Origin of the sequence: Micromonospora craterilacus, assembly GCF_003236315.1 — a bacterium.
Classification (GTDB): Bacteria; Actinomycetota; Actinomycetes; order Mycobacteriales; family Micromonosporaceae; genus Micromonospora; species Micromonospora craterilacus.
In genome coordinates this window covers 1-24,749 of the sequence record NZ_POTY01000030.1, presented here as the reverse complement: position 1 = coordinate 24,749, position 24,749 = coordinate 1, and the positions used below count along the sequence as shown (strand labels likewise).

Here is a 24,749-nt window from a genome sequence, read left to right as displayed (position 1 = left end):
CGACCCGGCACGGGAGGCGACCCATGTCGGCTAACCCGTTCCTTGATCCAGATCTGGTTCGCGGTGACCTCTACCGATCCAGCGGCCGGCTCGCGGAGCGCACCCGCACACTACACGAAGCCAAGATCGCCGGACGTGACGCTGCCGAAGTCATCGTTGACCTGGTCGCTCAGCGCACCCCACCCCGCGCGGTCGTGCTGGATATCGGCTGCGGACGCGGCACCACCACCCTCCGCATCTCCGACCGTCTCCGCCCCCGACGCCTCATCGCTGTCGACGCCTCGGCCGCGCTGCTGGCCACCGCCCGTACCCGGCTGGCCGAGGCCAGCGGCACTGGCGCGGCAGTCTGCGCCGACTTCCACCACCTGCCGCTGCCCGACGCGCTGGCCGACGCGGCGGTAGCCGCGTTCTGCCTCTATCACACGCCCACACCGGCCGCCGCGGTCGCGGAGATCGCCCGCTGCCTCCGCCCCGGAGGCGTCGCCGTCCTGGCGACCAAGTCGCTGGACAGCTACACCGAACTCGACCAACTCGTCCAAACCGCCGACCTCGACCCCGATGCCACCCGCCGGCCGAGCCTCTACGAGCGCTTCCACAGCCGCAACCTGCTCGACGTCACCGCCACCCACCTCACGGTCCTCGACGTCCTACACGAGGAACAAGTCTTCCAGTTTGCCGACGTCACGCACCTCGCCCGATACCTCGCCACGACGCCGAAGTACCGGATTCGCCCGGCCTGCGGACCGGCCGAACTCGCCGCGATCCTCCGGAAACGGCTACCGGCGCCGCCCTACCTGACCCGATCCACCGTCAGCTACGCCCTGGCGGCGCGGCCGTGACCAGCAACCTCTTCATCAAGCGGTACGACGACCCGCAACGCTGCTCGGCAGCGGCGGCCCACCACGACTGGCTCACCGGACTGGAGTCCGGGGTCCGTCTCCCGCATCTGGGCACGCGGACCAGTCGCCACCTGGTCTTCGAACCGCTACCAGGCCGGACACCCGAGGTGGCGGACCTACCCCGCGTGGCGTCCGCGCTCGGCCGGCTGCACGACGCCGCCTACCGGAGAGAGCTGCACTCCGCACGCCTCGACCAACCTCACACCACGCCGACCGGGCTGGTGCTTCCCGACTTCGCCGGACCGCGTCGGAAGGCGCTGCACCGTGCTGCCCACGTCACGGACGCCGACCTGACCGCGCTCGACGCCATCCTCGACCGGGCTGGCCAGCCACCAGCCTTCTACAAGGACCCGAACGTCCGCAACTACATCGTTGAGGGAGAAGACGTCGCCGTCGTCGACTTCGACGACCTCACTCTCGCCCCCTTCGGCTACGACCTGGCCGGACTACTCGTCACCGCCTCCATGACGTACGGCCGCCTGGACCAATCCACCCTGACGGGCTGCGTCGACGCCTACCGGACCGCCATCGCACCAAACCGGTGCGACCTTGACGAGCTGCGGCAGTACGCCGAACTACACCACCTCTTGACTCTCAGGTACCTCGGCACCAACGGATACCAACACCCCTGGCCCACCGTCCGGCCCTGGCCCGACCCGTTCCGCGCCGACCTGCCTCCTCCAAAGGAGCCCTGCCGATGGCCCCAACCACCGAACTCGTCATCGCCCGCCACGGCGAGGCCGCCTGCAACGTCGCCGGGATCGTGGGCGGCGAACACGGCTGCACCGGACTGACCGACCGGGGACGCCGCCAGGTCACCCGACTCGCTGCCCGCCTGGCCGCCGAGCACACAGCCCGACCGTACGCGGCCTTCTACTCCACGCCCAGACTCCGGGTGGCCCAGACCGTCGAGATCATCACTCAGGCCCTCCACCTACCGCCCACCCTGGAGTCGGAACTTCGCGGGCCTGACCACGGCGACGCCGATGGCCGCCCGTGGACGGATGTCAAGACCGCCTTTCAGGGCCCACCCCAACACGCCCCCGACGTTCCGTACGCCGACGGGTCCGAGGCCTGGAACCAATACCTCGACCGGGCAACCAAAGTCCTACAGCGGGTCCTCGCCCGGCACGAGGGCCAGCGGATCCTCATCGCCGCCCACGGCGAGACCACCGAGGCGGCCAACAACCTCCTCCTCGAACTCCCCCGGGGCGCCTGCCTGCGGCTCGGCTTCGTCACCGACCATGCCTCCGTCACCAGGTGGCAGCAACCAACCAACCGGTTCGGCCGCACCATCTGGCAACTTGTTGCCCACAACGACACCCGCCACCTCGAAACCGGGCAATGAGCAGCGACGACCTCCTCCAACTCTGCCGGCGCCTCCTCGGCGCCGGCGCAGTACCCGTCACCTGGCACCCCGGCCACGCGGGCACCCACGTACTCCGTGCCTCAACCGCGGAGCACGGAGAGGTAATCGTCAAACCACACCGCAGCCAGGAACGGCACATGCAGGAGGTACACGCCTACCGGACCTGGGTTCCGGCCCTCGGCGACCGGGCGCCCCGCCTACTCGCGACCGCTAACGATCCGCCCGCGATCGTCATCACCGCCGTGCCTGGGGTCCCGCTCAACCAGCGAACGCTCGACTCCGACGCCGAGCAGGACGCCTACCGCCAGGCGGGGCGGCTACTCAAGGCGCTCCACGCCGCCGGACCTCCGCAGCTGAAACCGGACTGGACAGCCTGGCTCGCCCAACGCGCCGAGTACTGGATCCACCAGGCCGGAGACCGAATCACGTCCGACTTCAGCGCCGAGGTAGGCGTCCACATGCGAGCCCTCCAAGACCTCGCACCGCTACCGACCCTGCCGTGCCACCTCGACTTCATGCCCCGCAACATGATCTACGGTGACGACGGCCTTGTTCGCCTGATCGACTTCGAGCACAGCCGCTACGACCTGCCCACCCGCGACCTCGTACGCCTCGCCACCCGCATCTGGCCCCTCCGCCCAGACCTGCGCGACAGTTTCCTCGACGAGTACGGCCAGCTCACCGAAGTCGATCACGAGGTGCTGGAACACTGCTCGTATGTCGACACGCTGACGCGGGGCAGGCGCTTTCGACGATGACCTAGCGGAAGAGGTGGTGCCGGGCCGGACGCCGGCCCGGCACCGACACTCTCTCAGCTCAGCCCAGGTCGACGCTCGGGTAGAGCGGGAAGCCGGTGAGCAGCTCGCTCGCCTGGTGGCTGACCTTGTCCGCGAGGGCGGGGTCGAGCACGTACTTGGCCTTGGAGGCGGTGCCGTCCGGGTTCGCGCCCGCGGTGGTCTGGCTGAGCACGGTGTGGATCAGCTCGGCGGTGGTGTCCATCTCCGCCGAGCCGAGGCCCCGGGTGGTCAGCGCGGGCGTGCCGATCCGGATCCCGGAGGTGTACCAGGCCCCGTTCGGGTCCTGCGGCACCGCGTTGCGGTTGGTGACGATGCCCGAGTCCAGCAGCGCCTGCTCGGCCTGCCGGCCGGTCAGCCCGTAGCCGGTGACGTCGATGAGCACCAGGTGGTTGTCGGTGCCGCCGGTGACCAGCGTGGCGCCCCGGCGCAGCAGCCCCTCGGCCAGCGCCTTGGCGTTGTCGACGATGCGCCCGGCGTAGTCGGCGAAGTCGGGGCGGCGCGCCTCGGCGAGGGCCACCGCCTTGGCGGCCATCACGTGCGGCAGCGGCCCGCCGAGCACCATCGGGCAGCCCCGGTCCACCTGGTCGGCCAGCTCCGGGCCGCACAGCACCATGCCGCCACGGGGGCCGCGCAGCGACTTGTGGGTGGTGGTGGTGACGATGTGCGCGTGCGGCACCGGGTCGAAGTCGCCGGTGAAGACCTTGCCGGCGACCAGGCCGGCGAAGTGGGCCATGTCCACCATGAAGGTGGCGCCGACCGAGTCGGCGATCTCCCGCATGATCCGGAAGTTGACCTTCCGCGGGTACGCCGAGTAGCCGGCGACCAGCACCAGCGGCCGGAACTCGCGGGCCGCCTCGGCGACCTTGTCGTAGTCGACCAGCCCGGTGGCCGGGTCGGTGCCGTAGCTGCGCTGGTCGAACATCTTGCCGGAGATGTTCGGCCGGAAACCGTGGGTGAGGTGCCCACCGGCGTCCAGCGACATGCCGAGCATCCGCTGGTCGCCCAGCTCCCGGCGGAGCGCGAACCAGTCCGCCTCGGTCAGGTCGTTGACGTGCCGGGCCTGGGCCCGCTTCAACGCGGGGGACTCCACCCGGTCGGCCAGGATCGCCCAGAACGCCACCAGGTTGGCGTCGATGCCCGAGTGCGGCTGCACGTACGCGTGCGCCGCGCCGAACAGCTCCCGGGCGTGCTCGGCGGCGAGCGCCTCGACGGTGTCGACGTTCTGGCAGCCGGCGTAGAACCGGCGGCCGACGGTGCCTTCGGCGTACTTGTCGCTGAGCCAGTTGCCCATGGCCAGCAGGGTGGCCGGCGAAGCGTAGTTCTCGCTGGCGATCAGCTTGAGCGACTCGCGCTGGTCGGCCAGCTCGGCCCCGATCGCGTCGGCGACCCGCGGCTCGACGGCACGGATGACCTCCAGCGCGCTGCGGAAGGCGGTGGACTCGGCGTTCGGCGACATGCGACCTCCTGATGACGTGCGGAAGGCCCAGGCGCTCGGCGTGCGTCCTCGTGACGGGACCGCTTCCCGATGGTGCTCCATCCTCACGCGCCAGTCACGGCCCCCGCCGATCCTACCGGGTCCGGTGTCCGTCGCCCCGAGCACCGGCCGGTACGCGCCCCTCGCCAGCGCCCCGCGGCCCGCCTACGATCGGCGCATGGCGGGCCACGGCGCGGGAAGTCTGCTCGCGATCAGCGACCTGCACGTGGGGCACCCGGCCAACCGGGCGGTCGTGACGGGGCTGCGGCCGGAGTCACCGGACGACTGGCTGCTGGTCGCCGGCGACGTCGGCGACACCGTGGCCGACATCGAGTGGGCCCTGACCCTGCTGCGGCATCGCTTCCACACCGTGGTGTGGGCACCCGGCAACCACGAGCTGTGGACCCCGCCGTCGGACCCGGTCCGGCTGCGCGGCGTGGACCGCTACCAGCACCTGGTCGAGCTGTGCCGCCGCCTCGACGTGCTGACGCCGGAGGATCCGTATCCGGTCTGGTGGGGGCCGGCCGGGCCGGTGCGGGTGGCGCCGCTGTTCCTGCTTTACGACCACAGTTGGCGCCCGGAGGGGTTGGACACCCCGGAGGCCGCGCTCGCCGAGGCGTACCGCACCGGGATCGTCTGCACCGACGAGTTCCTGCTGCACCCCGACCCCTACCCGAGCCGGTCGGCGTGGTGCGCGCAGCGGGTCGCCGAGACCGGACGGCGGCTCGCCGAGGTCGACGACGACCTGCCGACCGTGCTGGTCAACCACTGGCCGTTGGTGCGGGAGCCGACCCGGATCCTGCGTTATCCGATCTTCGCCCAGTGGTGCGGCACGGAGGCGACGGCCGACTGGCACCGGCGCTTCCGGGCCGCCGCGGTGGTCTACGGCCACCTGCACATACCCCGCACCACCTGGCACGACGGGGTGCGCTTCGAGGAGGTGTCGGTCGGGTACCCGCGGGAGTGGCGGCCCCGACCGGTGCCGCCCGCCTGGCGCCGGATCCTGCCGGCCGGCTGAGGCCGGCGAGGGGTGGGGCCCGGCGTCGGACGCCGGACCCCACCGGTGGCGTTACTGCACCGCGTGGTACGCGTTGACCATGCCCGCGCCGTAGAAGCCGTTACGTGCCCCACCCTTGCAGGTGGCGGTGTAGTCGGCCCCGGTCGGGATCAGCGGGACCGGGTCGTACACGCCCGCCGGGCAGGGCTGGGCGACGGCGGTGCGGGCCAGGAACGAGGCCAGCTGCCCCGGCTGCATGCCCGGGTGAGCGGACAGGGCCAGCGCCGCGACGCCGGCGGCGTGCGGGCCGGACATCGAGGTGCCCTGCTTCCAGCCCCAACCGTTGGTCCGGGTCACGGTGTTGAAGGTGGTCGACAGGATCGCGTCGGCGGTCGTCGAGGTCGCGCCACGGGTCCGGATCCGGCTGTCACCGCCCGGCGCCGTGACGTCGATGACGCCCTGACCGTACGACGAGTAGTAGCTCTTCTCCCCGGTCGGCCCGACCGCCGAGACGGTCACCACGCCGGGCGCCTCGGCCGGCAGCACCACGCAGGCACCGTTGATGTCGCGTACCTCCGGGGTGCCGTTGTTCGGGCTGCCGGAGTCGACGAACTTGTGCGCCAGGTCGAAGTTGGAGTTGCCGGCGCTGGCGACGGTGAGCACGCCCTTGTTCTGCGAGTAGCGGATCGCCCGCTGCACGGCCTGCCACACCGGGCGCTGGCGCGCGTCGTTGCGGCAGTTCAGCTGCCAGGGGTCGATGTAGTAGCTGTTGTTGGTCAGCTGCATCCCGCGCTCGGCGGCCCACATGAAGCCGCAGACCGCCGCCTCCGGGTAGATGTAGCCCTCGTTGTCGACGACCTTGACCGCGGCGACCTTCACCCCCGGCGCCACCCCGGTGACGCCGATGCCGTTGAGGGCGGCGGCGATGGTGCCGGCCACGTGGGTGCCGTGGTCGGAGGTGGTCGGGTTCCACGCCGCCTCGGCGGTGTCGACGACCCCACCGAGGCACGAGGCGCTCTTGTCCCGGGCGATCTGGGTCGCCAGGTCGGGGTGGCTGCTGGAGATGCCGCTGTCCAGCACGCCCACCACCACGTCGGGGCTGCCGGTGGTGACCGCGTGGGCCCGCGGCAGGTCGATCATCGGCATGTCCCACTGCTGGCCGTACAGCGGCTCGGCCGTCGGGTCGCCGGTGGCCGCGGCGATCTCGGCCGCGGTCAGCTCGATCGTGTCGCCCTCGTTGAGGGCGGTGCCCAGGCCGGCGGTCGACGCCACCGACTCGACGCCCGCACCCGCCACGTCGGTGACGAAGGTGGGGTTGGCCGAGCGGGCGACGAGCACGCCGATCTGGTGGTAGTTGGCCACCACGGTGCCGTCGGCGGCCGCGATCCGGGCCACCGCCCGGTCGGCCTTGCCCCCCTGCGGGGCGAGCACCAGGAAGGTGCTTTCCGGGCCGGTGGCCGACGCGGTGGCCGGGGACCCGGCGACGGACGCGAAGCCGGCGCCGAGCGCCACGACGGACGCCGCGGCGAGTGTCTTGCGACGGAGGTTCTTCACACGGACTCCCAGGGGGCTGGTTTCCGTCGGGCGTCGTCACCCCTCGTGGAGGCGGCCCGGCGGCGGGCAGGATGCCCGTCCTGCCCACTCCAGCGCTCCGGCCGGATGTGTTGTTACATCCCGGGTGTCATATTTCGTCGCCGGTGGTTCGCGACTTTCGTAGGTGTTCGGCCCCGTCGCGTGTGCCGGTGCCGGGCCCGGGTACGCGGCCCGCGCCCGAGGTACCTATCTGGGAGGTGAACCGTGGCCACCATGGTGAAGGAGCCGGCGAGTCCGGTGAAGGACGCCAACTACGACCTGATCCATGCACTGCAGATGTCGTTGGAACAGATCTGGCGGCTGGAGACGTACATCGCCGACGCGGATGCGCGCGGCGATGCGGAACTGGCCAACTGGTTCCGGAAGATGCAGGAGAACAACCGCAAGGCGGGCGAGCAGGGCAAGCAGATGCTCGCCGGGCGCATCCAGCGAGGGAACGGCTGACCTGCGCGTACGCGGTGGACCGGGTGGGACGTTGCCCTCCCGGTCCGCCTGCTGACCGGCGCGGTTGATCTTCGGGTCGCGGTTGCCGCTGGTAGCGTGCGCTCGATGGGAAAGACGCTGGCCGGGCTCGCCCGGTCCCGGGGCACGCTGGCGGACCTGCTCTCCGGACGCAGCAACGGCATCGGGCTGATCCGGCTGGCGCTGGCCCTCGCCGTCGTCGCGTCACACGCCAAACCTCTCGGTTTCGGCGCCAGCGACCTGGGCCATCACCTGTTCGGCGGGCAGACCAACGTCGGCACGATGGCCGTGTTCGGCTTCTTCGTGCTCTCCGGGCTGCTGATCACCCGTAGCGCCCGCCGAGCCAGCCTGGGCCGCTACCTGTGGCACCGTGGCCTGCGGATCTTCCCCGCGCTGTGGGTGTGTCTGCTGGTCACCGCCCTGCTGGTGGCGCCGCTGGTGGCGCTGCGCGAGAACGGCACCGTCAGCGGGTTCTTCGACAACCCGTGGGAGCGGGGTGGTCCGCTGGCCTACGCCCAGGCGAACTGGTGGACCGGCGTACGGCAGTACGGCATCGACGGGCTGCTGGTCGACACCACACCGTGGGGACGCAAGGTCGGCTACAGCGTCTTCAACGGCGCGCTCTGGTCGCTGAAGTACGAGATGCTCTGCTACCTCGCGGTGGCCCTGCTGGCCGTGACCGCCGTCCTGCGCCAGGCCCGACGGTTCGTGGTGGCGTTGACGCTCGCCCTCTACGCGGCGGTCGCGCTGAGCTGGTGGAGCAGCGGCCGGTGGAGCGGCCCGGCCGAGAAGATCGGCGGGAGCGTCGAGCTGCCGCTGCTCGGCAGCGCCAGTTTCCACTGGCTGCTCTACCTGGGCTTCCTCTTCGCCCTCGGGGCGAGCTTCGACCTCTACCGGGACCGGGTGCCGGTCAACGACCTGCTGGGCCTCGGCTCGGCGGCGGTGCTGGTGCTGTCCCTGCTGCTCGGCGGCTTCGCCGTGCTGGGCCTGCCGGCCTACGCGTACCTGCTGATCTGGCTGTCGGTGCGGATGCCCCGCCGGCTGCACGCGGTGGGCCGCCGCAACGACTACTCCTACGGCATCTACATCTACGGGTTCATCGGCCAGCAGGTGATGGCGAGTCTGGGCTGGAGCCGCTGGGGCCTCGGGCCGTTCGTGCTGCTGTCCGTGGCGGTGGCCTGGGCGGCCGCGTTTCTGTCCTGGAAGCTGGTCGAGCGGCCCGCGCTGCGGCTCAAGGACTGGACCCCGGCGCTGCTCATCCGCCCGCCGGTGCCCACCGTCGCGCCTCGGGCCGCGGCGGGCGGGCACCGGGATCCCGGCGGCCGGTCGGGCGTCGTCGCCCAACGGCCGGGGCCGGCGGTGGACGCGCCGACCGATGAACTCCCACGGCTCGGCGCCGGTCGGTAGTCCGTCCACGCCGGCCAGCTCGTCGTACCCTTCAGGCGTGGCGACCGCGGCCGAGGAGATCCAGGTGGGGCAGCGGCTGGTCCGCGTCTCCAGCCCGGACAAGCCGTACTTCCCGCAGCGGGGGCTGAGCAAGCTCGACGTGGTGCGCTACTTCCTGGCCGTCGGTGACGGCATCCTGCGCGCGCTGCGGGACCGGCCGACCATGCTGGAACGGTGGCCCCGCGGGGTCTTCGAGGGTGCGACCATCGCCACCCGGCAGGACAACCGGGGCGACGCGTTCTACCAGAAGCGGGTGCCGGCGGGCGCGCCCGACTGGGTGGGCACCGCGCACATCACCTTCCCCAGCGGCCGGACGGCCGACGAGGTCGCGCCGGGGGAGTTGGCCGTGGTGATCTGGGCGGTCAACCTGGGTACGCTGCGCTTCCACCCGTGGCCGGTGAACCGCGCCGACGTCGAGCGGCCGGACCAGCTGCGGATCGACCTGGACCCGATGCCCGGCGTGGGCTTCGACCAGGTGGTGCCGGTGGCGCATGAGGTGCACGGCTTTCTCGACGAACTGGGCCTGGCCGGCTACCCCAAGACCACCGGCGGGCGCGGCCTGCACGTCTACGTCCCGATCGAACCCCGGTGGAGCTTCGGCGACTGCCGGCGCGCCGTGCTGGCGCTCGGCCGCGAGATGCAGCGCCGCCGCCCGGACCTGGTCACCACCACCTGGTGGCGCGACCAGCGGGACCGGCCGGTCTTCGTCGACTACAACCAGATGGCACGGGACCACACGATGACCTCGGCGTACTCGATCCGGCCCACCCCGGCGGCGCTGGTCTCCGCGCCGCTGGACTGGGCCGAGCTGGACGACGTCCGGCCGGAGGACTTCGACGTCACCACCATGCCGGGCCGGTTCGCCGACCGGGGCGACCCGCACGCCGGCCTGGACGGGCGGCGCTTCTCGCTGGACCCGCTGCTGGAGCTGGCCGACCGGGAGGGCCTGGCCGCCCCGCCCGAGCGCTGAGCCGCCCGCGGTACGGCGCGGCCGGCGGCCCGGCGCCGGTCAGGCCCACGGGCTGTGTGCCCCGTGGTACTCCTCGAAGACCAGCCAGCTGCGGGTGGACAGCACCCCGGCGATGTGCTGCACCCGGTCCAGCACCACGTCCCGCAGCGTGGCGTTGTCCGGCGCCCGGACCAGGGCCAGCACGTCGTGCTCGCCGCTGAGCAGCGCGACGTGTTCGACGTAGCGGACCTGGGCCAGCTCCGCCGAGACCTCCCGCCAGGTGTCCTGGCGGATCGTCAACGCGATGTACGCCGAGGTGCCCAGCCCGGCCGGCTCCGGGGCGACCCGCGCGGCGAACCCGGTGATCACCCCGTCGCGCAGCAGCCGCTCCACCCGCGCGTACGCGTTGGTGCGGGACACGTGCACCCGGTCGGCGAGGGTACGGATGGAGATCCGGCCGTCGCGGGCCAGCTCGTCGAGGATGCGCCGGTCCACCTCGTCGAGGGCGGTGGCCGATCGTCCCGTTCCACCCCGCAGGCCCGGCCCCTCGGCGGTCTCCTGGCCCATCGCGGTCTCCCTTCGGTGCCATTCATCCCGCGTTCACCGGGGATCTTGAGTCAATCATCCGACACCAGGAGCATAGGGCCACCACACGTCCAGGAGGTTCCGCCGTGACGACCACCCCCCAGGCGGCCCGCAGGGCATCCCCGCGGAAGCGCAAGCCGGCCACCCCGGCCGCGCCCGACCCGTCCGCCGGCCTGCTACCCCAGGCCGACCCGGTGCGGCTGCTGAGCCCGGACGGCACGCCGCTGCCGTCCCGGGCCGACTACCCCGAGCCGCCCGTCGAGGCGCTGCGCGAGATGTACCGGCGCATGGTCGTCGGCCGGCGCTTCGACGCCCAGGCCACCGCGCTGACCAAGCAGGGCCGGCTCGCCGTCTACCCGTCCTCCCGGGGCCAGGAGGCCTGCCAGGTCGGCGGGGTCCTCGCGCTGCGCGACGACGACTGGGTGTTCCCCACCTACCGCGAGTCGATGGCGCTGACCGCCCGGGGCATCGACCCGGTCGAGGTGCTCACCCTGCTGCGCGGCGACTGGCACTGCGGGTACGACCCGGCCGAGCGGCGCACCGCCCCGCAGTGCACCCCGCTCGCCACCCAGTGCGTGCACGCCGCCGGCCTCGCCTACGGCGAGTCGTACCAGGGCCGGGACACCGTGGCCATGGTCTTCATCGGCGACGGCGCCACCAGCGAGGGCGACTTCCACGAGGGCGTCAACTTCGCCGCCGTGTTCAAGGCACCCGTCGTCTACTTCGTGCAGAACAACCGGTACGCCATCAGCGTGCCGCTGTCCCGGCAGACCGCCGCCCCCACGCTGGCCTACAAGGGCGTCGGCTACGGGGTGCCCAGCGAGCAGGTCGACGGCAACGACCCGGTCGCCGTACTGGCCGTGCTCAACCGGGCGGTCGCGCACGCCCGGGCCGGCAAGGGCCCGTACCTGGTGGAGGCGCACACCTACCGGATGGAGCCGCACACCAACGCGGACGACCAGACCCGCTACCGGGACGCCGACGAGGTCGAGGCGTGGCGGGACCGGGACCCGATCGCCCGGCTGGAGACCTACCTGCGCGCCCAGGCCGTGCTGGACGACGCGGCCGTCGCCGAGATCGCCGAGCAGGCCGAGGCGTACGCCGCGCAGCTGCGCGAACGGATGAACGCCCAGCCCACGGTCGACCCGCTGAGCCTCTTCGAGCACGTCTACGCGCAGCCCACCCCGCAACTGGTCGAGCAACGTGAGCAGGTCCGCGCCGAGCTGGCCGCCGCGCAGGAGGAGGACGCCTGATGGCCACCATGACCATGGCGAAGGCCCTCAACGCCGCGCTCGCCGACGCGATGCTCGACGACGAACGGGTCGTCGTCTTCGGTGAGGACGTCGGGCAGCTCGGTGGGGTCTTCCGGATCACCGACGGATTGCAGGCCCGGTTCGGCGACAAGCGCTGCTTCGACACCCCGCTCGCCGAGGCCGGCATCGTCGGCTTCGCCGTCGGGCTGGCCATGTCCGGGCTGCGCCCGGTGGTCGAGATGCAGTTCGACGCGTTCGCGTACCCGGCGTTCGAGCAGATCGCCTCGCACGTGGCGAAGCTGCGCAACCGGACCCGGGGCGCGCTGAGCGTGCCGATGGTGATCCGGGTGCCGTACGCCGGCGGGATCGGCGGGGTGGAGCACCACTGCGACTCCTCCGAGGCGTACTACGCGCACACCCCGGGGCTGAAGGTGGTCACCCCGGCGACCGTCGCCGACGCGTACTCGCTGCTGCGGGAGGCGATCGACGACCCCGACCCGGTGGTCTTCATGGAGCCCAAGAAGCTCTACTTCACCAGCGCCGAGGCGGACCTCTCGGCGCGTACCGAGCCGTTCGGCCGGGCGGTCGTCCGCCGGCCCGGACGCGACGCCACCCTTGTCGCGTACGGGCCGGCGGTCCCGGTCGCGCTGGAGGCCGCCGAGGCCGCCCGCGAGGAGGGCTGGGACCTGGAGGTGGTCGACGTACGCACCATCGTGCCGTTCGACGACGCCACCGTCACCGCCTCGGTCCGGCGCACCGGCCGGTGCGTGGTGGTGCAGGAGGCGCAGGGCTTCGCCGGCGTCGGCGCGGAGATCGCCGCCCGGGTGCAGGAGCGCTGCTTCCACGCCCTGCACGCCCCGGTGCTGCGGGTCTCCGGGCTGGACATCCCGTACCCCGCGCCGATGCTGGAGCACACCCACCTGCCCTCGGTCGACCGCGTGCTCGACGCGGTGGTCCGGTTGCAGTGGGACGACCAGCCGGACCCGCGCTGGCTGACCGAGGGCAGCGCGGCATGAGCGAGCGCGTTTTCCTGCTGCCCGACCTCGGCGAGGGGCTCACCGAGGCGGAGATCGTGCAGTGGCGGGTCGCCGTCGGCGACATCGTCACCGTGGACCAGACCGTGGTCGAGGTGGAGACCGCCAAGGCCGTCGTTGACGTGCCCTGCCCGTACGCCGGCCGGGTCGTCGCCCTGCACGGCGCGGAGGGCGAGGCGCGCCCGGTCGGCCAGCCGCTGATCACGGTGGCCGAGCCGGTCGCCGACGGCGCCGGCGCCGGCGCGACCGAACCCGCCGGGCACGCCGTCTACCGCGAGGAGGAGCGGGCCGGCTCGGGCAACGTGCTGATCGGGTACGGCACCGGCCACGGCGGCTCGCGCCGGCGCCGCCGGTCCCGGCTCGCGCCCGCCGCGCACGCGCCCGGGGCGACTGCACCGGCCGCCGGGGCGGCCCACGCCGGCCCGGTGTCCCGGCCCGCCGCGTCACCCGCGCCGGTGCTGGCGGCGCCGGTGCCGGACACCGCGCCGGCGGTGCCGGCACTGGTCATCTCGCCGATCGTGCGGCGGCTGGCCCGCGAACACGGCGTGGACCTGAGCACCCTGCGGGGCAGCGGCCCCGGCGGCGTGGTCCGGCGCGCCGACGTGGAGGCGGCGGCCGGTGCCCTGGCCGACGCGGCGCGCGCCGGTACCGCGGGCTCGGCGGCTCGGCTCGCCGTGGTGCCGGACCTGCCGGCGGCCTCGCCGGCGCAGCCGGCGGGGCAGGTCGGGCTCGCGCAGGACGTGGTCATCCCGCTGACCGGCATCCGCAAGGCGATCGCCGACAAGCTCTCCCGCAGCCGGCGGGAGATCCCCGAGGTGACCATCTGGGTGGACGCCGACGCCACCGCCCTGCTGGAGACCCGGGCCGCGATCAACGCGGCCCACCCGGACCGGCCGGTGAGCATCCTGGCTCTGCTGGCCCGGATCTGCCTGTCGGGGTTGCGTCGCTATCCGCAGCTCAACGCCCGGGTCGACACCGAGGGGCAGCGGATCATCCAGTCCGCCGGGGTGCACCTGGGCATCGCCGCCCAGACCGACCGCGGTCTGGTCGTGCCGGTGCTGCGCGACGCCGACCGGCTCACCACCGCGGAACTGGCCGCCGAGCTGGCGGCCACCACCGCGGCGGCCCGAGCGGGTGAACTGCCGCCGGCCCGGCTCACCGGGGGCAGCTTCACGCTCAACAACTACGGGGTGTTCGGGGTCGACGGCTCCACCCCGATCATCAACCACCCCGAGGCGGCACTGCTCGGCGTGGGGCGCATCGTGGACAAGCCGTGGGTGGTCGACGGCCAGCTCGCGGTGCGCAAGGTGACGCAGCTCAGCCTCACCTTCGATCACCGGGTCTGCGACGGTGGGGTGGCCGGTGGCTTCCTACGGCACGTCGCCGACTGTGTGGAGCAGCCGGCGCTGCTGATCGCCGCCGTCTGATCCGCAGGGAAGATCCCCGCGCCCGGCGTCCAGGACAGGACGCCGGGCGCGCTTTCGTGTCCTCCGCCACACCGGGTCGTGAATGGCGCGAGCCGGGACACCGGATCGCAGCCCGCCGGCTACCGCCCGGGACCGCGTTGGGAGGCGTTTGCCGGTCGTTGCGGTGCGATTACGGAGAAACGTCTTCTGTGAAATGTGTGCGCTCTTTCGGAAATTGCGTAACCGTCGCTGCGGTGCTGGAGAGAATGTGGCGGAGGAGGACGGAGCAATAAACGGGGGGACGCATCATGGAGTTGAGGGGGCGATTGGCGCTGCTGGCGGTGACCGTCGCAGCGGCACCGCTGGCGCTCGGCGCGTGTACGAGCGACCGCAAGGAGGCCGGGCCCGCGGGGCGGGCCACCCCGGAGTTGGCGGTGACGCCGGCCGAGGGGACGCGGGACGTGCCGATCAGCGGGGAGATCGGTACCGTCGTCAAGCACGGGCGGGTCACCGCCGTACGGATCACCGACGACAAGGGCGCGACGGTCGACGCGGAGCCGCGTGAGGACGGATCCGGGTGGGTGCCGAGCAAGACGCTGCAGCCGAAGCGCACCTACACCGCGGAGGTGACCGCGACCGGCGACTCGGGGAAGACCGTCACCCGTAAGACAACCTTCACGACCCAGCCGAAATCGTCGAAACAGGCTATCACCAGCACGATGTATTTCGCCGGTAATCGGACGTACGGTACCGCGATGCCAGTAACCGTCGCCTTCGACCCGCCAATTCCGAAGGAGGCCAGGACGGATGTGCAGCGGCGATTGTTCGTGAAGACGGATCCGCCGCAGCCGGGCACCTGGTCCTGGGTGGGCGACGGTAGCCAGGTCTATTACCGGGCACCCGACTTCTGGCGACCTGGCACGACGATCAACGTCCGGGCGGCGCTGGAGGGCCTGCCGATCGGCAAGGAGCGCGTCGGCGACGCCGACCGGCGGGCGACGTCGAAGATCGGCCGACAGGTGGAGTTGGAGATCGACAACGCGAGCAAGCAGATGTCCGTCATCCAGGACGGCAAGCTGCTGAAGAAGTTGCCGGTCAGCCTGGGCAAGCCGAGCACGCCGACCTCCAGCGGCAAGATGGTGATCATGGAGAAGCACGACTTCACCACGTTCGACACGACGGGTTCGGCCGACCCGTACGTGGTCGACGTCGAGGACGCGCAGCGGCTCACCTGGGGTGGCGAGTTCATCCACGGCGCCCCCTGGTCGGAGGGGGACCAGGGGTACACCAACGTGTCGCACGGCTGCACCAACCTCTCCGCGGCCAACGCCGACTGGCTGATGGGGATCACCCAGGTCGGCGACCTGGTCACCGTGAAGGGCACCGAGGTCAAGCTCGACGAGGGCAACGGCTGGACGGCCTGGAACGTCAGCTGGGACGAGTTCGCCAAGGGCAGTGCGCTGCCGGTGCCGCCCGGGCTGAAGCCCACCCCGACCCAGGCGCCGGACCCGGGCGCGGTGGCCGGTGGCTCGCCCGAGCCGGCACCGTCCGCCAGCGGCGGCTGACCGGGAGAACGTACGCGCCGGGCTGGTCCGTCACGGACCGGCCCGGCGTCGCTCTGCCGGCCCGGGATCGTCCCTAGGGTGGATGTGCGGGTCCTGAGGGTCCTGCCCTGGGCTTACCCGGAACCATCTCGCGGCAGGGTGGAAGTGTCGGTGCCGGGCGATAGGTTCGTCTCATGCGAGAGCGCGAGGAGCGGTTCCACGTCGAGACCAGCGTGTCCGACGACGCGGTGTGCGTCCGCGCGGTCGGCGTGGTCGACATCGCCACCGTCGCCGCGTTCCGGGCCGCGCTCTGGGCGGCACCGGCCCGGCCGGAGCTCCGGGTCGATCTCTCCGGCGTCCGGGTGCTCTCCGCGGCCGGGGTGCGCACGCTGGTCGCGGCGCGGCTGTGGGTGCGGGCCCAGGGCGGCGAGCTGGTGCTGGTGGATCCGCCGCCGGTGGTGGAGCGGGTGCTGCGCGCCACCGGCCTCCGCCGGGTCATGCCGGTCGTCGCCGGCGCGGCACCCGAGCGACTGCTCGCGGCGGTGTGATGCGTCGGCCCGGCGCCCTCGGTGCCGGCGACGCATCGCGGCGGGTGCCATGGTCAGCTCCGGCGGCATGAGCTGCCGGTACCGCAGGTCGGTACCGGCGACGAGTCCGGCGCCGGGCACGGGGGCCGGCGCCGGACTCGCGGATCAGCGGACGCCGAGCAGGTCGACCACGAAGACCAGGGTCTCGTTGGGCTTGATCACGCCACCGGCGCCCCGGCTGCCGTAGCCGAGGTGCGGCGGGATGGTCAGCTTGCGCCGACCCCCGACCCGCATCCCCACCACGCCCTGGTCCCAGCCGGCGATGACCCGGCCACCGCCGAGCGGGAACTCGAACGCGTCGCCCCGGTTCCAGGAGGCGTCGAACTCGGCGCCGGTGGAGTGTGAGACCCCGACGTAGTGGACGCGGGCCACCTGGCCGGGCTGGGCCTCCGGGCCCTCGCCCACGGTGATGTCCTCGATCACGAGGTCGGCCGGCGGGGCACCCTCGATCGGACCGATCTCGGGCTTGCTCGCTGCCTGGTTCATGTGGATTCTCCTGTGACGTCGGCTTCGGTCAGCACAATTCTGCCGGATCCTATGCCGGCCGGTGGTGCCCCGGGCCGCGTCGGAGGTGCTGGAGCGGCGGGCGTCACCGGTGGTGACGCCCGCCGCGCGGGGGAGGTGATCAGGTCAGCGGAGCCAGCCGAACCGCCGGACGATCGGCAGCCGTGCCCAGGTGCGGCCCAGGCCCCAGGTGTCGCCGGCGTTGGTCACCGCGAGCAGGGCCAGCACCCCGGCGTAGACCAGGTGGTCGTCCATGAAGGGATTGTTCGCGGGCGGCAGGACGGCCGTCCACATCAGCACCAGCAGCAGGCCACCGGCCGCGGCGGCGAGGCGCACCCCGGTGCCCAGGATCAGCGCGGTACCGATCGCCGCCAGACCGATCATGAACAGCCAGTCGGCCCAGGCCGCACCGGCGATGCCGTGGTAGAACCCCTGGAACGGGCCGGCGGCGCCGAAGGTGAGGAAGCCCTTGGTGGGGCTGCCCCCGTTGAGCCAGGCGTTCTTCGCCTCGGTGGCGAACCCCAGGCCGAACAGCTTGTCCAGGAAGGCCCAGAGGAAGATCCAACCCAGCGCCAGGCGAAGCCCGGCGAGCAGGTAGCGGGTGGCCCGCTCCCGGATGGTCCGCTCCCGGACGGTCTCGGCCGCCGGGGTGTTGATGCCGGCGATGTTCCGCTCGATCATCGCGGTCATGATGTCCACGTCCCTTCCTGTGCTCCGCACCGCTGTCCCGGTGGCACCTTCATTGGACGCCCGCAGGGCGGGGTGCCGGCAGGGCCACCGGGCCGGGCCGGGGCGGGACTTTGGACCCGTCCACCCCGGGACCGACGTCAGTCGGCGAGGACCGGGTCGGCGAGCTGGCCGGCCAGCACCGTGGGGGCTTCGGCCAGCGACGGGCCGTACCAGGTCAGATGCCGCCCGGACACCAGGGCGCAGGGAATGCCCGGGAACGCCTCCGGCCCGTCGTCGCGGGTGAACCGGTACGGCTCGTCCGGCAGCACCACCAGGTCCGGTGCGTCGGCGCGCAGCTGTGCCAGGTTGGGCCGGGGATAACGGTCCGGCTGGTCGGCGTACAGATTGGACACCCCGAGCCGGCGTAGCACGTCGCCGGCGAAGGTGTCGGCGCCGAGCACCACCCAGGGGCGACGCCATACCGGCACCACCGCGCGCCGGGCGACCGGCGTCCGCGGTAGCCCGGCCCAGGCCCGCCGGGCGTCGGCCAGCCAGTCGGGCTCCGCCGGCGCGCCCAGGTCACGGAGCAGATCGGCCAGCTCGGTCAGCGCCCCGTCCACCGTGCGCGGGTAGGTCACCCGGACCGGCACGCCCGCGGCGGCCAGCGCGGTGGCGTCCTCCCGCCGGTTCTCCTCGACGTTGAGCAGGACCAGGTCAGGGCGCAGCGCGCGGATCCGGTCCAGGTCGGGGTACTTGGTGCCGCCGACCCGAGGCACGTCCAGGTCGGCCGGGTGGGTGCACCAGTCGGTGGCGCCGACCAGCAGCCCGGGCCGGGTCACCGCCACCGCCTCGGTCAGCGACGGCACCAGCGACACCACCCGCACCCGTCCACCTCCTCGGCCCGACCGTACCGTCGGACCCGCCGCCGGCCCAGGGTGGTCGGGATGGCCCCACCGGGGGAGTCGGCCGAAATGATCGTCATCCTAGACTCGGTCGGTCGGCGGCAGGATTGGGTGGATACGACGATGACCGGTGGCGACGACTCCTGGCTGGCGACGATCCCGGCCGACGCGGGGCGGGACCCCGTGCTGGTTCGGGCGGGGCTGCGCGTGCACCCCGGCCTGCGCCTGGGCGAACTGGTCCGGCGCCGCCCACCGGGCATCACCGGGCACCAGTGGAACACCGCCAGCCGCACGGTTCTCGACCTGGTGGTCTGCGCGGCGGACACCGGCCGGCCCGGGTTCGCCGTCGAGTTCCGGCCGCCGATGCCCGACGCCGCCGGCCGGCGGGCCGAGCGGATGATGCAGGCGGTCACCGCCGCCGTCGGCCTGCCGGTGCTGCGGATCACCTCGGCCACGTTGCGCGCCGCCGAGCACGGCCCGCAGATCGTCGGGTACGTGATCGACGCCCGCCGGTACGCCGACGGCGCCGCCGCCGGGTCGGAGCTGCCGGACGTCGGCTTCCGCGACATCGTGGGCCGGCTGCCCGACGGGCGGACCGGTGCGGTGAACGACCTCGGGGCGCTCGCCCGGGCCGATGCCGTCGAGGCGTACGTGGCGCGGCGGCTGGCGGACCCGATCCTGCGTGGGCTGCACGTGCAGTGGACGGACGGGCCGGCCGAGGGCTGGAGCTGGGTCGAGGTGCGCCCGGGCGAGTGCCTGGTGGAGCGGGTGTCGCTGCACCCGTACCGGATCTCCTGCGGGGTCGACCCGGCCCGGCTCGCCGAGGACCTGGCCGCGCTCGCGATCGGTGACCGGCTGCGGACCCCGGAGGCTGCCGCACCGGCGTTGCGGCGTCGCGAGGATCTGCTCGACGACATCCGGCGACTGCGGGACCGCCGCGACGAACTCGTGGACGGATTCGGCTACGACCATCTCTGCGAGGCCTGACCGACGCGGCCGTCCTTGACCGGTGCGAGCGTTCGGCGCTCGGCCGGTCACCACCGGTGGTGTTTCGGCGTCGTTCTGTTCCCGCGTCACCGGCGGTCGAGGCCGTCGTAAAAAAAGTCACCTCTCTTTGAACCACCGTCGAGGCGGGTCCGTACCTCACCGGGAATGGACAGGATCTCGCCAACCCGCACCGGCAGGGGCGGGAGACGGTGCGGAAAGGGCATCGTCGTTCGTCGACGTGCCATCGGTGCGTTCGGACGGTCCTCGTCGAACGTGCCACCACGATTCCGTTCGGTCCGTCGAGTCACGAATCAGGTACCGGATCGAGAAGGAGAGCAATTCGATGCGCAGGTCAACCCGGTCGCGCCGACCATCTGGTAACACCCGGACCAAGCGACTTCTGGCCGTTGGCGCCACGCTTGCTGTCTTCGGTGCCGTCGTCGCCGTGACCCAGATCTCGTCGGCCGGTGACCGACGGCCGAACAAGCAGCCCAAGCCGGTGGCGGCCGCCTGCGTGGAGCCCAGCCCGGGCGCCACCGCGCCGACCGCCCGGGGCGCCACCACCACCCGTACCTGGCAGAACGGCCGTTGGGTGACGAACCACTGGGGTGACGGGCAGCAGTCCGTGGAGGAGTGCCAGGAGACGCGTACCGGCACCGGTGGCGCGACCGCCGGCTCGCTGGCCGTGGCCTGCCCGGACGTGGTCAGCCGGCTGCCCCAGGTGCCGGACCGGGCCCGCGCCGAGGTGGACCGCAACCTGAACGCGCTGCAGACCCAGATCACCGAGGCGGACCGGCGACTCGCCGCCGAGGGCAACAAGGGCCAGGCGTTCATCCGCAACGCGATCCTCAACCCGTTGGCCAGTAAGCGCCGGGCGACCCTCGACCGGATCACCATCGCCATCGACCGGTTCGGCCCGCGGCCGCGCGGTCTCGCCAATCTGGCCACCTGCCAGGTCCAGCCGGTTGACAACACCAACGGCGGCGGCAACAACGGTGGCGGCGACAACGGCGGCGACAACGGCGGCGGCGGTAACAACGGCGGCGGTAACAACGGCGGGGGCAACAACAACGGCGGTAACAACGGCCTTGAGGTGCTGGCCAACAACTGCAACAACAGCCAGCTGCAGCCGCACGACGGCTTCCAGAACGGCAACCGTTGCGTCAGCACCGCCTTCGGTGAGGTCGGTGCCGCAGCCAACAACCCCACGCTGCTGATCACCGATTTCCCGCAGCAGATCAACCGCAATGAGGGCTTCACGCTCCGGGTCAGCACCCGCAACCTGATTCGGGACCGCTTCCTCCCGGCCGGCCAGGGCGGCTACTACCTGGAGAGCTCGCTGCTCAACGACCAGGGCCTGACCCGCGGCCACTTCCACAGCGCCTGCCGGATGCTGGGCAGCCTGAACGAGGCGCCGGAGCCGCAGCCGGTGCCGGCCTTCTTCGTGGCCACCGAGGACGGTGGCGGTGGCGCCCAGCCGGACGAGGTGACCATCCAGGTCCCGGGTCTGCCGGAGTCCGGCACCGCCCAGTGCGCGATCTGGGCCGGTGACGGTTCACACCGCATTCCGATGATGGAGCGGGCCAACCAGACCCCGGCGTTCGACGTGGTGCGAATCCAGGTCAACTGACGCAGGAAACGCGGGCCGTCCGGAATCGGTTCCGGACGGCCCGCGGCCTGTTCGCGGGCGTTCCGCCGGGTGCCCTTTCGACTTCATGGCGTGACCAGTGAACCTTCTTCAACCTCCCCTTACCGGTCCTACGGACCGCAAGGTCGGACGCGGCGCGTGCGCGCCGCGCGGTTCAGGTTGAAGAAGGTTCAATCAGGGCCAGATCTGCGTGTCCGCAGTTCAGCGGTTCTTGTACGCCTCGACCACCTCGACCGGGATGCGACCCCGCTCGGAAATCTTGTAGCCGTTGCTGACCGCCCATTCCCGGATGGCGCGGTTCTGCTCGCGGTTCATTCCCGGGGTCCCCGAACCGGGGACTCGGCGGGGGCCGCGGGCCGTCTCGGCGCCGCCACGGCCGAGTCGCCGACCAGCATTGATAAACGGATCCAGCGCCTTGCGCAGCACACCCGCGTTCTCATCGGAGACATCGATGGTGTAGGCCACGCCATCCAGGCTGAACTCGACCGTCCGGTCGGCCTTTCCGCCGTCGAGGTCGTCAGTCAGCACCGTGATTACTTTTCTCGCCATCGTCGATTACTCCCTGTGTTCGGCGGGGTGTGGTCAAAGTTTGACTCATCGCCCGGCAATTGCGCAACAAAAGCCACGCCTTTCGGTGGGTCGCGTTTTGCGTGGCGTCGAAATCCCGATTCCGCAGCATCGCGGGGAGATGCGCCGACGTCGGCCCGGCCGTTCGGCGACTCCCACCCGGGCCGTTTCGTGTCCTGGGTCACACCGAGGAACAATGATGCTCCGCGGGGACTTGAGCCAGACACGCTCAACTCAATGCGATAGCAGGTGTTCGATGGCAACTCTTCCGGTACTTCCACTGACCGACGCCGTGCTGCTGCCCGGCATGGTGATCCCGGTGACCCTCGACCCGACCACCCAGGCCGCGGTCGACGCGGCCCGTGCCACCGGCGACCACAAGGTGCTCGCCGTACCCCGCCTGGACGGCGAGTACGGCTCCGTCGGCGCGATCGCCACCATCGAGAAGGTCGGCCGGCTGCCCAGCGGCGAGCCGGCCGCCGTGATCCGCGGCCTCGCCCGCGCCCGCATCGGCTCCGGCGTGCCCGGCCCCGGCGCCGCGCTCTGGGTCGAGGCGACCGAGATCGACGAACCCGCCCCGGCCGGCAAGGCCCGGGAACTCGCCCGCGAATACCGCGCCCTGGTCACCTCCGTGCTCCAGCAACGCGGCGCGTGGCAGGTCATCGACGCGGTGGAGCGGATGACCGACCTCTCCGAGCTGGCCGACTCGGCCGGCTACGCGCCGTGGCTCACCCTGGCGCAGAAGACCGAACTGCTGGCCGCGCCGGACGTCACCACCCGACTCGAACTGCTCGTCGGCTGGGTCAAGGACCACCTGGCCGAGCAGGAGGTCACCGAGCAGATCAACTCCGAGGTCCGCGAGGGGCTGGAGAAGTCCCAGCGGGAGTTCCTGCTGCGCCAGCAGCTCGCCGCGATCCGCAAGGAACTCGGCGAGGACGCCCCGGACGGCTCCGCCGACTACCGGGCCCGCGTCGAGGCCGCCGACCTGCCCGAGAAGGTACGCGAGGCGGCGCTGCGCGAGGTCGGCAAGCTGGAGCGGGCCAGCGACGCCTCCCCGGAGGCGGGCTGGATCCGTACCTGGCTCGACACGGTGCTGGAGATGCCGTGGAGCACGCGTACCGAGGACAACACCGACCTGGCCGCGGCGCGGGCCGTGCTCGACGCCGACCACGCCGGCCTGGCCGACGTGAAGGACCGGATCCTGGAGTACCTGGCGGTGCGCAACCGGCGGGCCGAGCGTGACCTCGGCGTGGTCGGCGGTCGCGGCTCCGGCGCGGTGCTGGCCCTGGCCGGCCCGCCCGGCGTCGGCAAGACCAGCCTCGGCGAGTCCGTCGCCCGGGCCCTCGGCCGCAAGTTCGTCCGGGTCTCCCTCGGCGGCATCCGCGACGAGGCCGAGATCCGGGGTCACCGGCGCACCTACGTCGGCGCGCTGCCCGGCCGGATCGTCCGGGCGCTGCGCGAGGCCGGCTCGATGAACCCGGTGGTGCTGCTCGACGAGGTCGACAAGCTCTCCGTGGGGTACGCCGGCGACCCGGCCGCGGCCCTGCTGGAGGTGCTCGACCCGGCCCAGAACCACACCTTCCGGGACCACTACCTGGAGGTCGACCTCGACCTGTCCGACGTGCTGTTCCTGTCCACCGCCAACGTGGTGGAGGCCATCCCCGGCCCGCTGCTGGACCGGATGGAACTGGTCACCCTGGACGGCTACACGGAGGACGAGAAGGTGGCCATCGCCCGGGACCACCTGCTGCCCCGGCAGCGGGAGCGGGCCGGGCTGACCGCCGACGAGGTCGACGTCGACTCCTCGGCGCTGGGCCGCATCGCGGGGGAGTACACCCGGGAGGCCGGCGTACGGCAGCTGGAGCGGGCGCTCGCGAAGATCATGCGGAAGGTCGCGGTGACCCTGACCGACGACCCGACGCCGGTCCGGGTCGGCGCGGACGACCTGGTCCGCTACCTCGGCCGGCCGAAGCACACGCCGGAGTCGGCGGAGCGTACGGCGGTGCCGGGCGTGGCCACCGGCCTGGCGGTCACCGGCGCCGGGGGAGACGTGCTGTTCATCGAGGCGACCAGCATGGAGGGCGAGCCGGGGCTGACCCTGACCGGTCAGCTCGGCGACGTGATGAAGGAGTCGGCGCACATCGCGCTCTCCTACCTGCGCGCCAACGGCCGCCGGCTCGGCCTGGACCCGAACGCCCTCGCCGGGCGGCGGATCCACCTGCACGTACCGGCGGGCGCGGTGCCCAAGGACGGCCCCAGCGCCGGCATCACCATGGTCACCGCCCTCGCGTCGCTGGCCAGCGGCCGGCCGGTACGCCCCGAGTTCGGGATGACCGGCGAGGTGACGCTCTCCGGTCGGGTGCTGCCCATCGGCGGGGTGAAGCAGAAGCTGCTCGCCGCGCACCGGGCCGGCCTGACCGAGGTGATCATCCCGGCCCGCAACGAGCCGGACCTCGACGACCTGCCCACCGAGGTACGCGAGGCGCTGACCGTGCACACCCTGGCCGACGTCGCCGACGTGCTCGCCCTGGCACTGCGCCCGGCCGAGATCGACCCGGCCTCCCTCGGCGACCAGCGCCTCACCGCTGCCTGAGGTGCAAGGAAGGGCCCCTTGTTAACGCCTGGCGTATAGCCGGGGGCCCCTACTAACAGAACTCACCGGCAACCGGCGCCGTCCCTTGCGGGCGGCGCCGGTTTGCCGTATCTGGTGCGCAGCGCGGTGAGAAGGGTTCCCTTCTCTACCTGAGGCGTTAAGAAGGGACCCTTCCTTACACCTCAGCCGGGCTCAGCGGTGGTCGTCGCGGTCGCGGCGTACGGTGGCCTTGCGGCCCTTGATGGTGCTGTTGCGCAGCCCGGCGATCACCTCGTCGGCGACGGCGATCGGCACCTCGACCAGGGAGAACCGGTCGGCGATCTCGATCGAGCCGATGTCCCGCCCACTGATCCGGGTCTCCCCGGTGATCGCCCCCACCAGATCCTGCGGGCGTACCCCGGCCCGCCGGCCCAGGCCGATGAAGACCTGGGTGGTGCCGCTGCTGCGGGGACGCGCCGGTCGACGCTCGCCCCGGCCCTCGTAC

General features: G+C 72.2%; 24 protein-coding genes and 1 riboswitch. Of the genes, 16 read left to right on the top strand and 8 right to left on the bottom strand.

The genetic code is table 11. The annotated features are described in order from the left end of the window. Window positions 1–23: 23 nt before the first annotated feature. Genes C1I95_RS07565 through C1I95_RS07550 form a run of 4 tightly spaced genes read left to right on the top strand, consistent with a single transcriptional unit; the run spans window position 24 to window position 3,026 of the window. Complete coding sequence (locus C1I95_RS07565) at window positions 24–839, top strand: class I SAM-dependent methyltransferase (RefSeq protein ID WP_111213054.1); 816 nt, start codon at window positions 24–26, stop codon at window positions 837–839. Further along, window positions 836–1,693: a phosphotransferase gene (locus tag C1I95_RS07560; RefSeq protein WP_111213053.1), complete on the top strand. Its 858-nt coding sequence runs from the start codon at window positions 836–838 to the stop codon at window positions 1,691–1,693. The genes C1I95_RS07565 and C1I95_RS07560 overlap by 4 nt, the downstream gene beginning before the upstream one ends. Then, on the top strand, window positions 1,597–2,247 hold the full coding sequence (locus C1I95_RS07555; protein WP_111213052.1) for a histidine phosphatase family protein: 651 nt from the start codon (window positions 1,597–1,599) through the stop codon (window positions 2,245–2,247). Before C1I95_RS07560 ends, C1I95_RS07555 begins: the two co-directional genes overlap by 97 nt. Beyond that, window positions 2,244–3,026 (top strand): phosphotransferase enzyme family protein, encoded by a 783-nt coding sequence (locus tag C1I95_RS07550; RefSeq protein ID WP_111213051.1) that lies wholly within the window; start codon window positions 2,244–2,246, stop codon window positions 3,024–3,026. Before C1I95_RS07555 ends, C1I95_RS07550 begins: the two co-directional genes overlap by 4 nt. Before the next feature lie 58 nt (window positions 3,027–3,084). Here C1I95_RS07550 and C1I95_RS07545 read toward each other — a convergent pair whose 3' ends face one another. After that, window positions 3,085–4,521 (bottom strand): glycine hydroxymethyltransferase, encoded by a 1,437-nt coding sequence (locus tag C1I95_RS07545; protein ID WP_111213050.1) that lies wholly within the window; start codon window positions 4,519–4,521, stop codon window positions 3,085–3,087. A gap of 18 nt (window positions 4,522–4,539) precedes the next feature. Next, window positions 4,540–4,629: riboswitch (ZMP/ZTP riboswitch) on the bottom strand. Between the two features lie 88 nt (window positions 4,630–4,717). Here C1I95_RS07545 and C1I95_RS07540 point away from each other — a divergent pair. Then, the gene (locus tag C1I95_RS07540) at window positions 4,718–5,557 is read left to right on the top strand and encodes a metallophosphoesterase family protein (protein WP_111213073.1); all 840 of its coding nucleotides are present in this window, start codon (window positions 4,718–4,720) and stop codon (window positions 5,555–5,557) included. A gap of 51 nt (window positions 5,558–5,608) precedes the next feature. Here the strand turns inward: C1I95_RS07540 and C1I95_RS07535 are convergent, their stop codons facing one another. Beyond that, a complete protein-coding gene (locus tag C1I95_RS07535) occupies window positions 5,609–7,090 on the bottom strand; it encodes a S8 family peptidase (protein ID WP_111213049.1) in 1,482 nt (493 codons plus the stop codon). Window positions 7,091–7,342: 252 nt separating this feature from the next. On the opposite strand from C1I95_RS07535, the gene C1I95_RS07530 reads away from it, so the two are divergent. The 3 genes from C1I95_RS07530 (at window position 7,343) to C1I95_RS07520 (ending at window position 10,007) form a co-directional block, all read left to right on the top strand. Continuing rightward, window positions 7,343–7,573, top strand: a complete 231-nt coding sequence (locus C1I95_RS07530; protein ID WP_111213072.1) for a hypothetical protein — start codon at window positions 7,343–7,345, stop codon at window positions 7,571–7,573. Between the two features lie 105 nt (window positions 7,574–7,678). After that, window positions 7,679–8,998, top strand: coding sequence for an acyltransferase family protein (locus C1I95_RS07525; protein WP_146605660.1), 1,320 nt, complete (start codon window positions 7,679–7,681; stop codon window positions 8,996–8,998). A 37-nt stretch (window positions 8,999–9,035) separates the two neighbouring features. Beyond that, window positions 9,036–10,007: a DNA polymerase domain-containing protein gene (locus C1I95_RS07520; protein WP_111213047.1), complete on the top strand. Its 972-nt coding sequence runs from the start codon at window positions 9,036–9,038 to the stop codon at window positions 10,005–10,007. Between the two features lie 39 nt (window positions 10,008–10,046). Here the strand turns inward: C1I95_RS07520 and C1I95_RS07515 are convergent, their stop codons facing one another. Beyond that, the gene (locus tag C1I95_RS07515; RefSeq protein WP_111213046.1) at window positions 10,047–10,553 is read right to left on the bottom strand and encodes an Lrp/AsnC family transcriptional regulator; all 507 of its coding nucleotides are present in this window, start codon (window positions 10,551–10,553) and stop codon (window positions 10,047–10,049) included. Between the two features lie 104 nt (window positions 10,554–10,657). Between C1I95_RS07515 and pdhA the strand changes: the two genes are divergently transcribed. The 5 genes from pdhA (at window position 10,658) to C1I95_RS07490 (ending at window position 16,356) form a co-directional block, all read left to right on the top strand. Beyond that, window positions 10,658–11,824 carry a pyruvate dehydrogenase (acetyl-transferring) E1 component subunit alpha gene (gene pdhA / locus C1I95_RS07510; protein WP_111213045.1) on the top strand — a complete coding sequence of 389 codons (1,167 nt, stop codon included), beginning with the start codon at window positions 10,658–10,660 and terminating at the stop codon, window positions 11,822–11,824. Further along, window positions 11,824–12,840 (top strand): alpha-ketoacid dehydrogenase subunit beta, encoded by a 1,017-nt coding sequence (locus C1I95_RS07505; RefSeq protein WP_111213044.1) that lies wholly within the window; start codon window positions 11,824–11,826, stop codon window positions 12,838–12,840. The genes pdhA and C1I95_RS07505 overlap by 1 nt, the downstream gene beginning before the upstream one ends. Then, window positions 12,837–14,285 (top strand): dihydrolipoamide acetyltransferase family protein, encoded by a 1,449-nt coding sequence (locus C1I95_RS07500; protein WP_111213043.1) that lies wholly within the window; start codon window positions 12,837–12,839, stop codon window positions 14,283–14,285. The genes C1I95_RS07505 and C1I95_RS07500 overlap by 4 nt, the downstream gene beginning before the upstream one ends. Before the next feature lie 287 nt (window positions 14,286–14,572). Continuing rightward, window positions 14,573–15,829 carry a L,D-transpeptidase gene (locus C1I95_RS07495; RefSeq protein WP_111213042.1) on the top strand — a complete coding sequence of 419 codons (1,257 nt, stop codon included), beginning with the start codon at window positions 14,573–14,575 and terminating at the stop codon, window positions 15,827–15,829. 173 nt (window positions 15,830–16,002) lie between these two features. After that, window positions 16,003–16,356: an STAS domain-containing protein gene (locus C1I95_RS07490; protein ID WP_111213041.1), complete on the top strand. Its 354-nt coding sequence runs from the start codon at window positions 16,003–16,005 to the stop codon at window positions 16,354–16,356. A gap of 144 nt (window positions 16,357–16,500) precedes the next feature. Here the strand turns inward: C1I95_RS07490 and C1I95_RS07485 are convergent, their stop codons facing one another. From C1I95_RS07485 to C1I95_RS07475, 3 genes are all read right to left on the bottom strand, one after another. Then, window positions 16,501–16,881, bottom strand: coding sequence for an FKBP-type peptidyl-prolyl cis-trans isomerase (locus tag C1I95_RS07485; protein WP_111213040.1), 381 nt, complete (start codon window positions 16,879–16,881; stop codon window positions 16,501–16,503). Between the two features lie 144 nt (window positions 16,882–17,025). Next, window positions 17,026–17,589: a DoxX family membrane protein gene (locus tag C1I95_RS07480; protein WP_111213071.1), complete on the bottom strand. Its 564-nt coding sequence runs from the start codon at window positions 17,587–17,589 to the stop codon at window positions 17,026–17,028. A 137-nt stretch (window positions 17,590–17,726) separates the two neighbouring features. After that, on the bottom strand, window positions 17,727–18,452 hold the full coding sequence (locus C1I95_RS07475; protein WP_111213039.1) for a helical backbone metal receptor: 726 nt from the start codon (window positions 18,450–18,452) through the stop codon (window positions 17,727–17,729). Between the two features lie 141 nt (window positions 18,453–18,593). Here C1I95_RS07475 and C1I95_RS07470 point away from each other — a divergent pair, with 141 nt between their 5' ends. Continuing rightward, complete coding sequence (locus C1I95_RS07470) at window positions 18,594–19,457, top strand: PDDEXK family nuclease (protein ID WP_111213038.1); 864 nt, start codon at window positions 18,594–18,596, stop codon at window positions 19,455–19,457. Window positions 19,458–19,800: 343 nt separating this feature from the next. After that, window positions 19,801–21,087, top strand: a complete 1,287-nt coding sequence (locus tag C1I95_RS07465; protein ID WP_111213037.1) for a hypothetical protein — start codon at window positions 19,801–19,803, stop codon at window positions 21,085–21,087. A 219-nt stretch (window positions 21,088–21,306) separates the two neighbouring features. On the opposite strand, the gene C1I95_RS07460 is transcribed toward C1I95_RS07465, so the two are convergent. Next, entirely contained in the window at window positions 21,307–21,654 is a 348-nt protein-coding gene (locus C1I95_RS07460; protein WP_111213036.1) for a histone-like nucleoid-structuring protein Lsr2, read from the bottom strand. 274 nt (window positions 21,655–21,928) lie between these two features. On the opposite strand from C1I95_RS07460, the gene lon reads away from it, so the two are divergent. After that, a complete protein-coding gene (lon, locus tag C1I95_RS07455; protein ID WP_111213035.1) occupies window positions 21,929–24,265 on the top strand; it encodes an endopeptidase La in 2,337 nt (778 codons plus the stop codon). 192 nt (window positions 24,266–24,457) lie between these two features. Here the strand turns inward: lon and C1I95_RS07450 are convergent. Further along, window positions 24,458–24,749 (bottom strand): DbpA RNA binding domain-containing protein (locus C1I95_RS07450; RefSeq protein ID WP_199523642.1); only part of this gene is annotated, 292 nt, incomplete at its 5' end.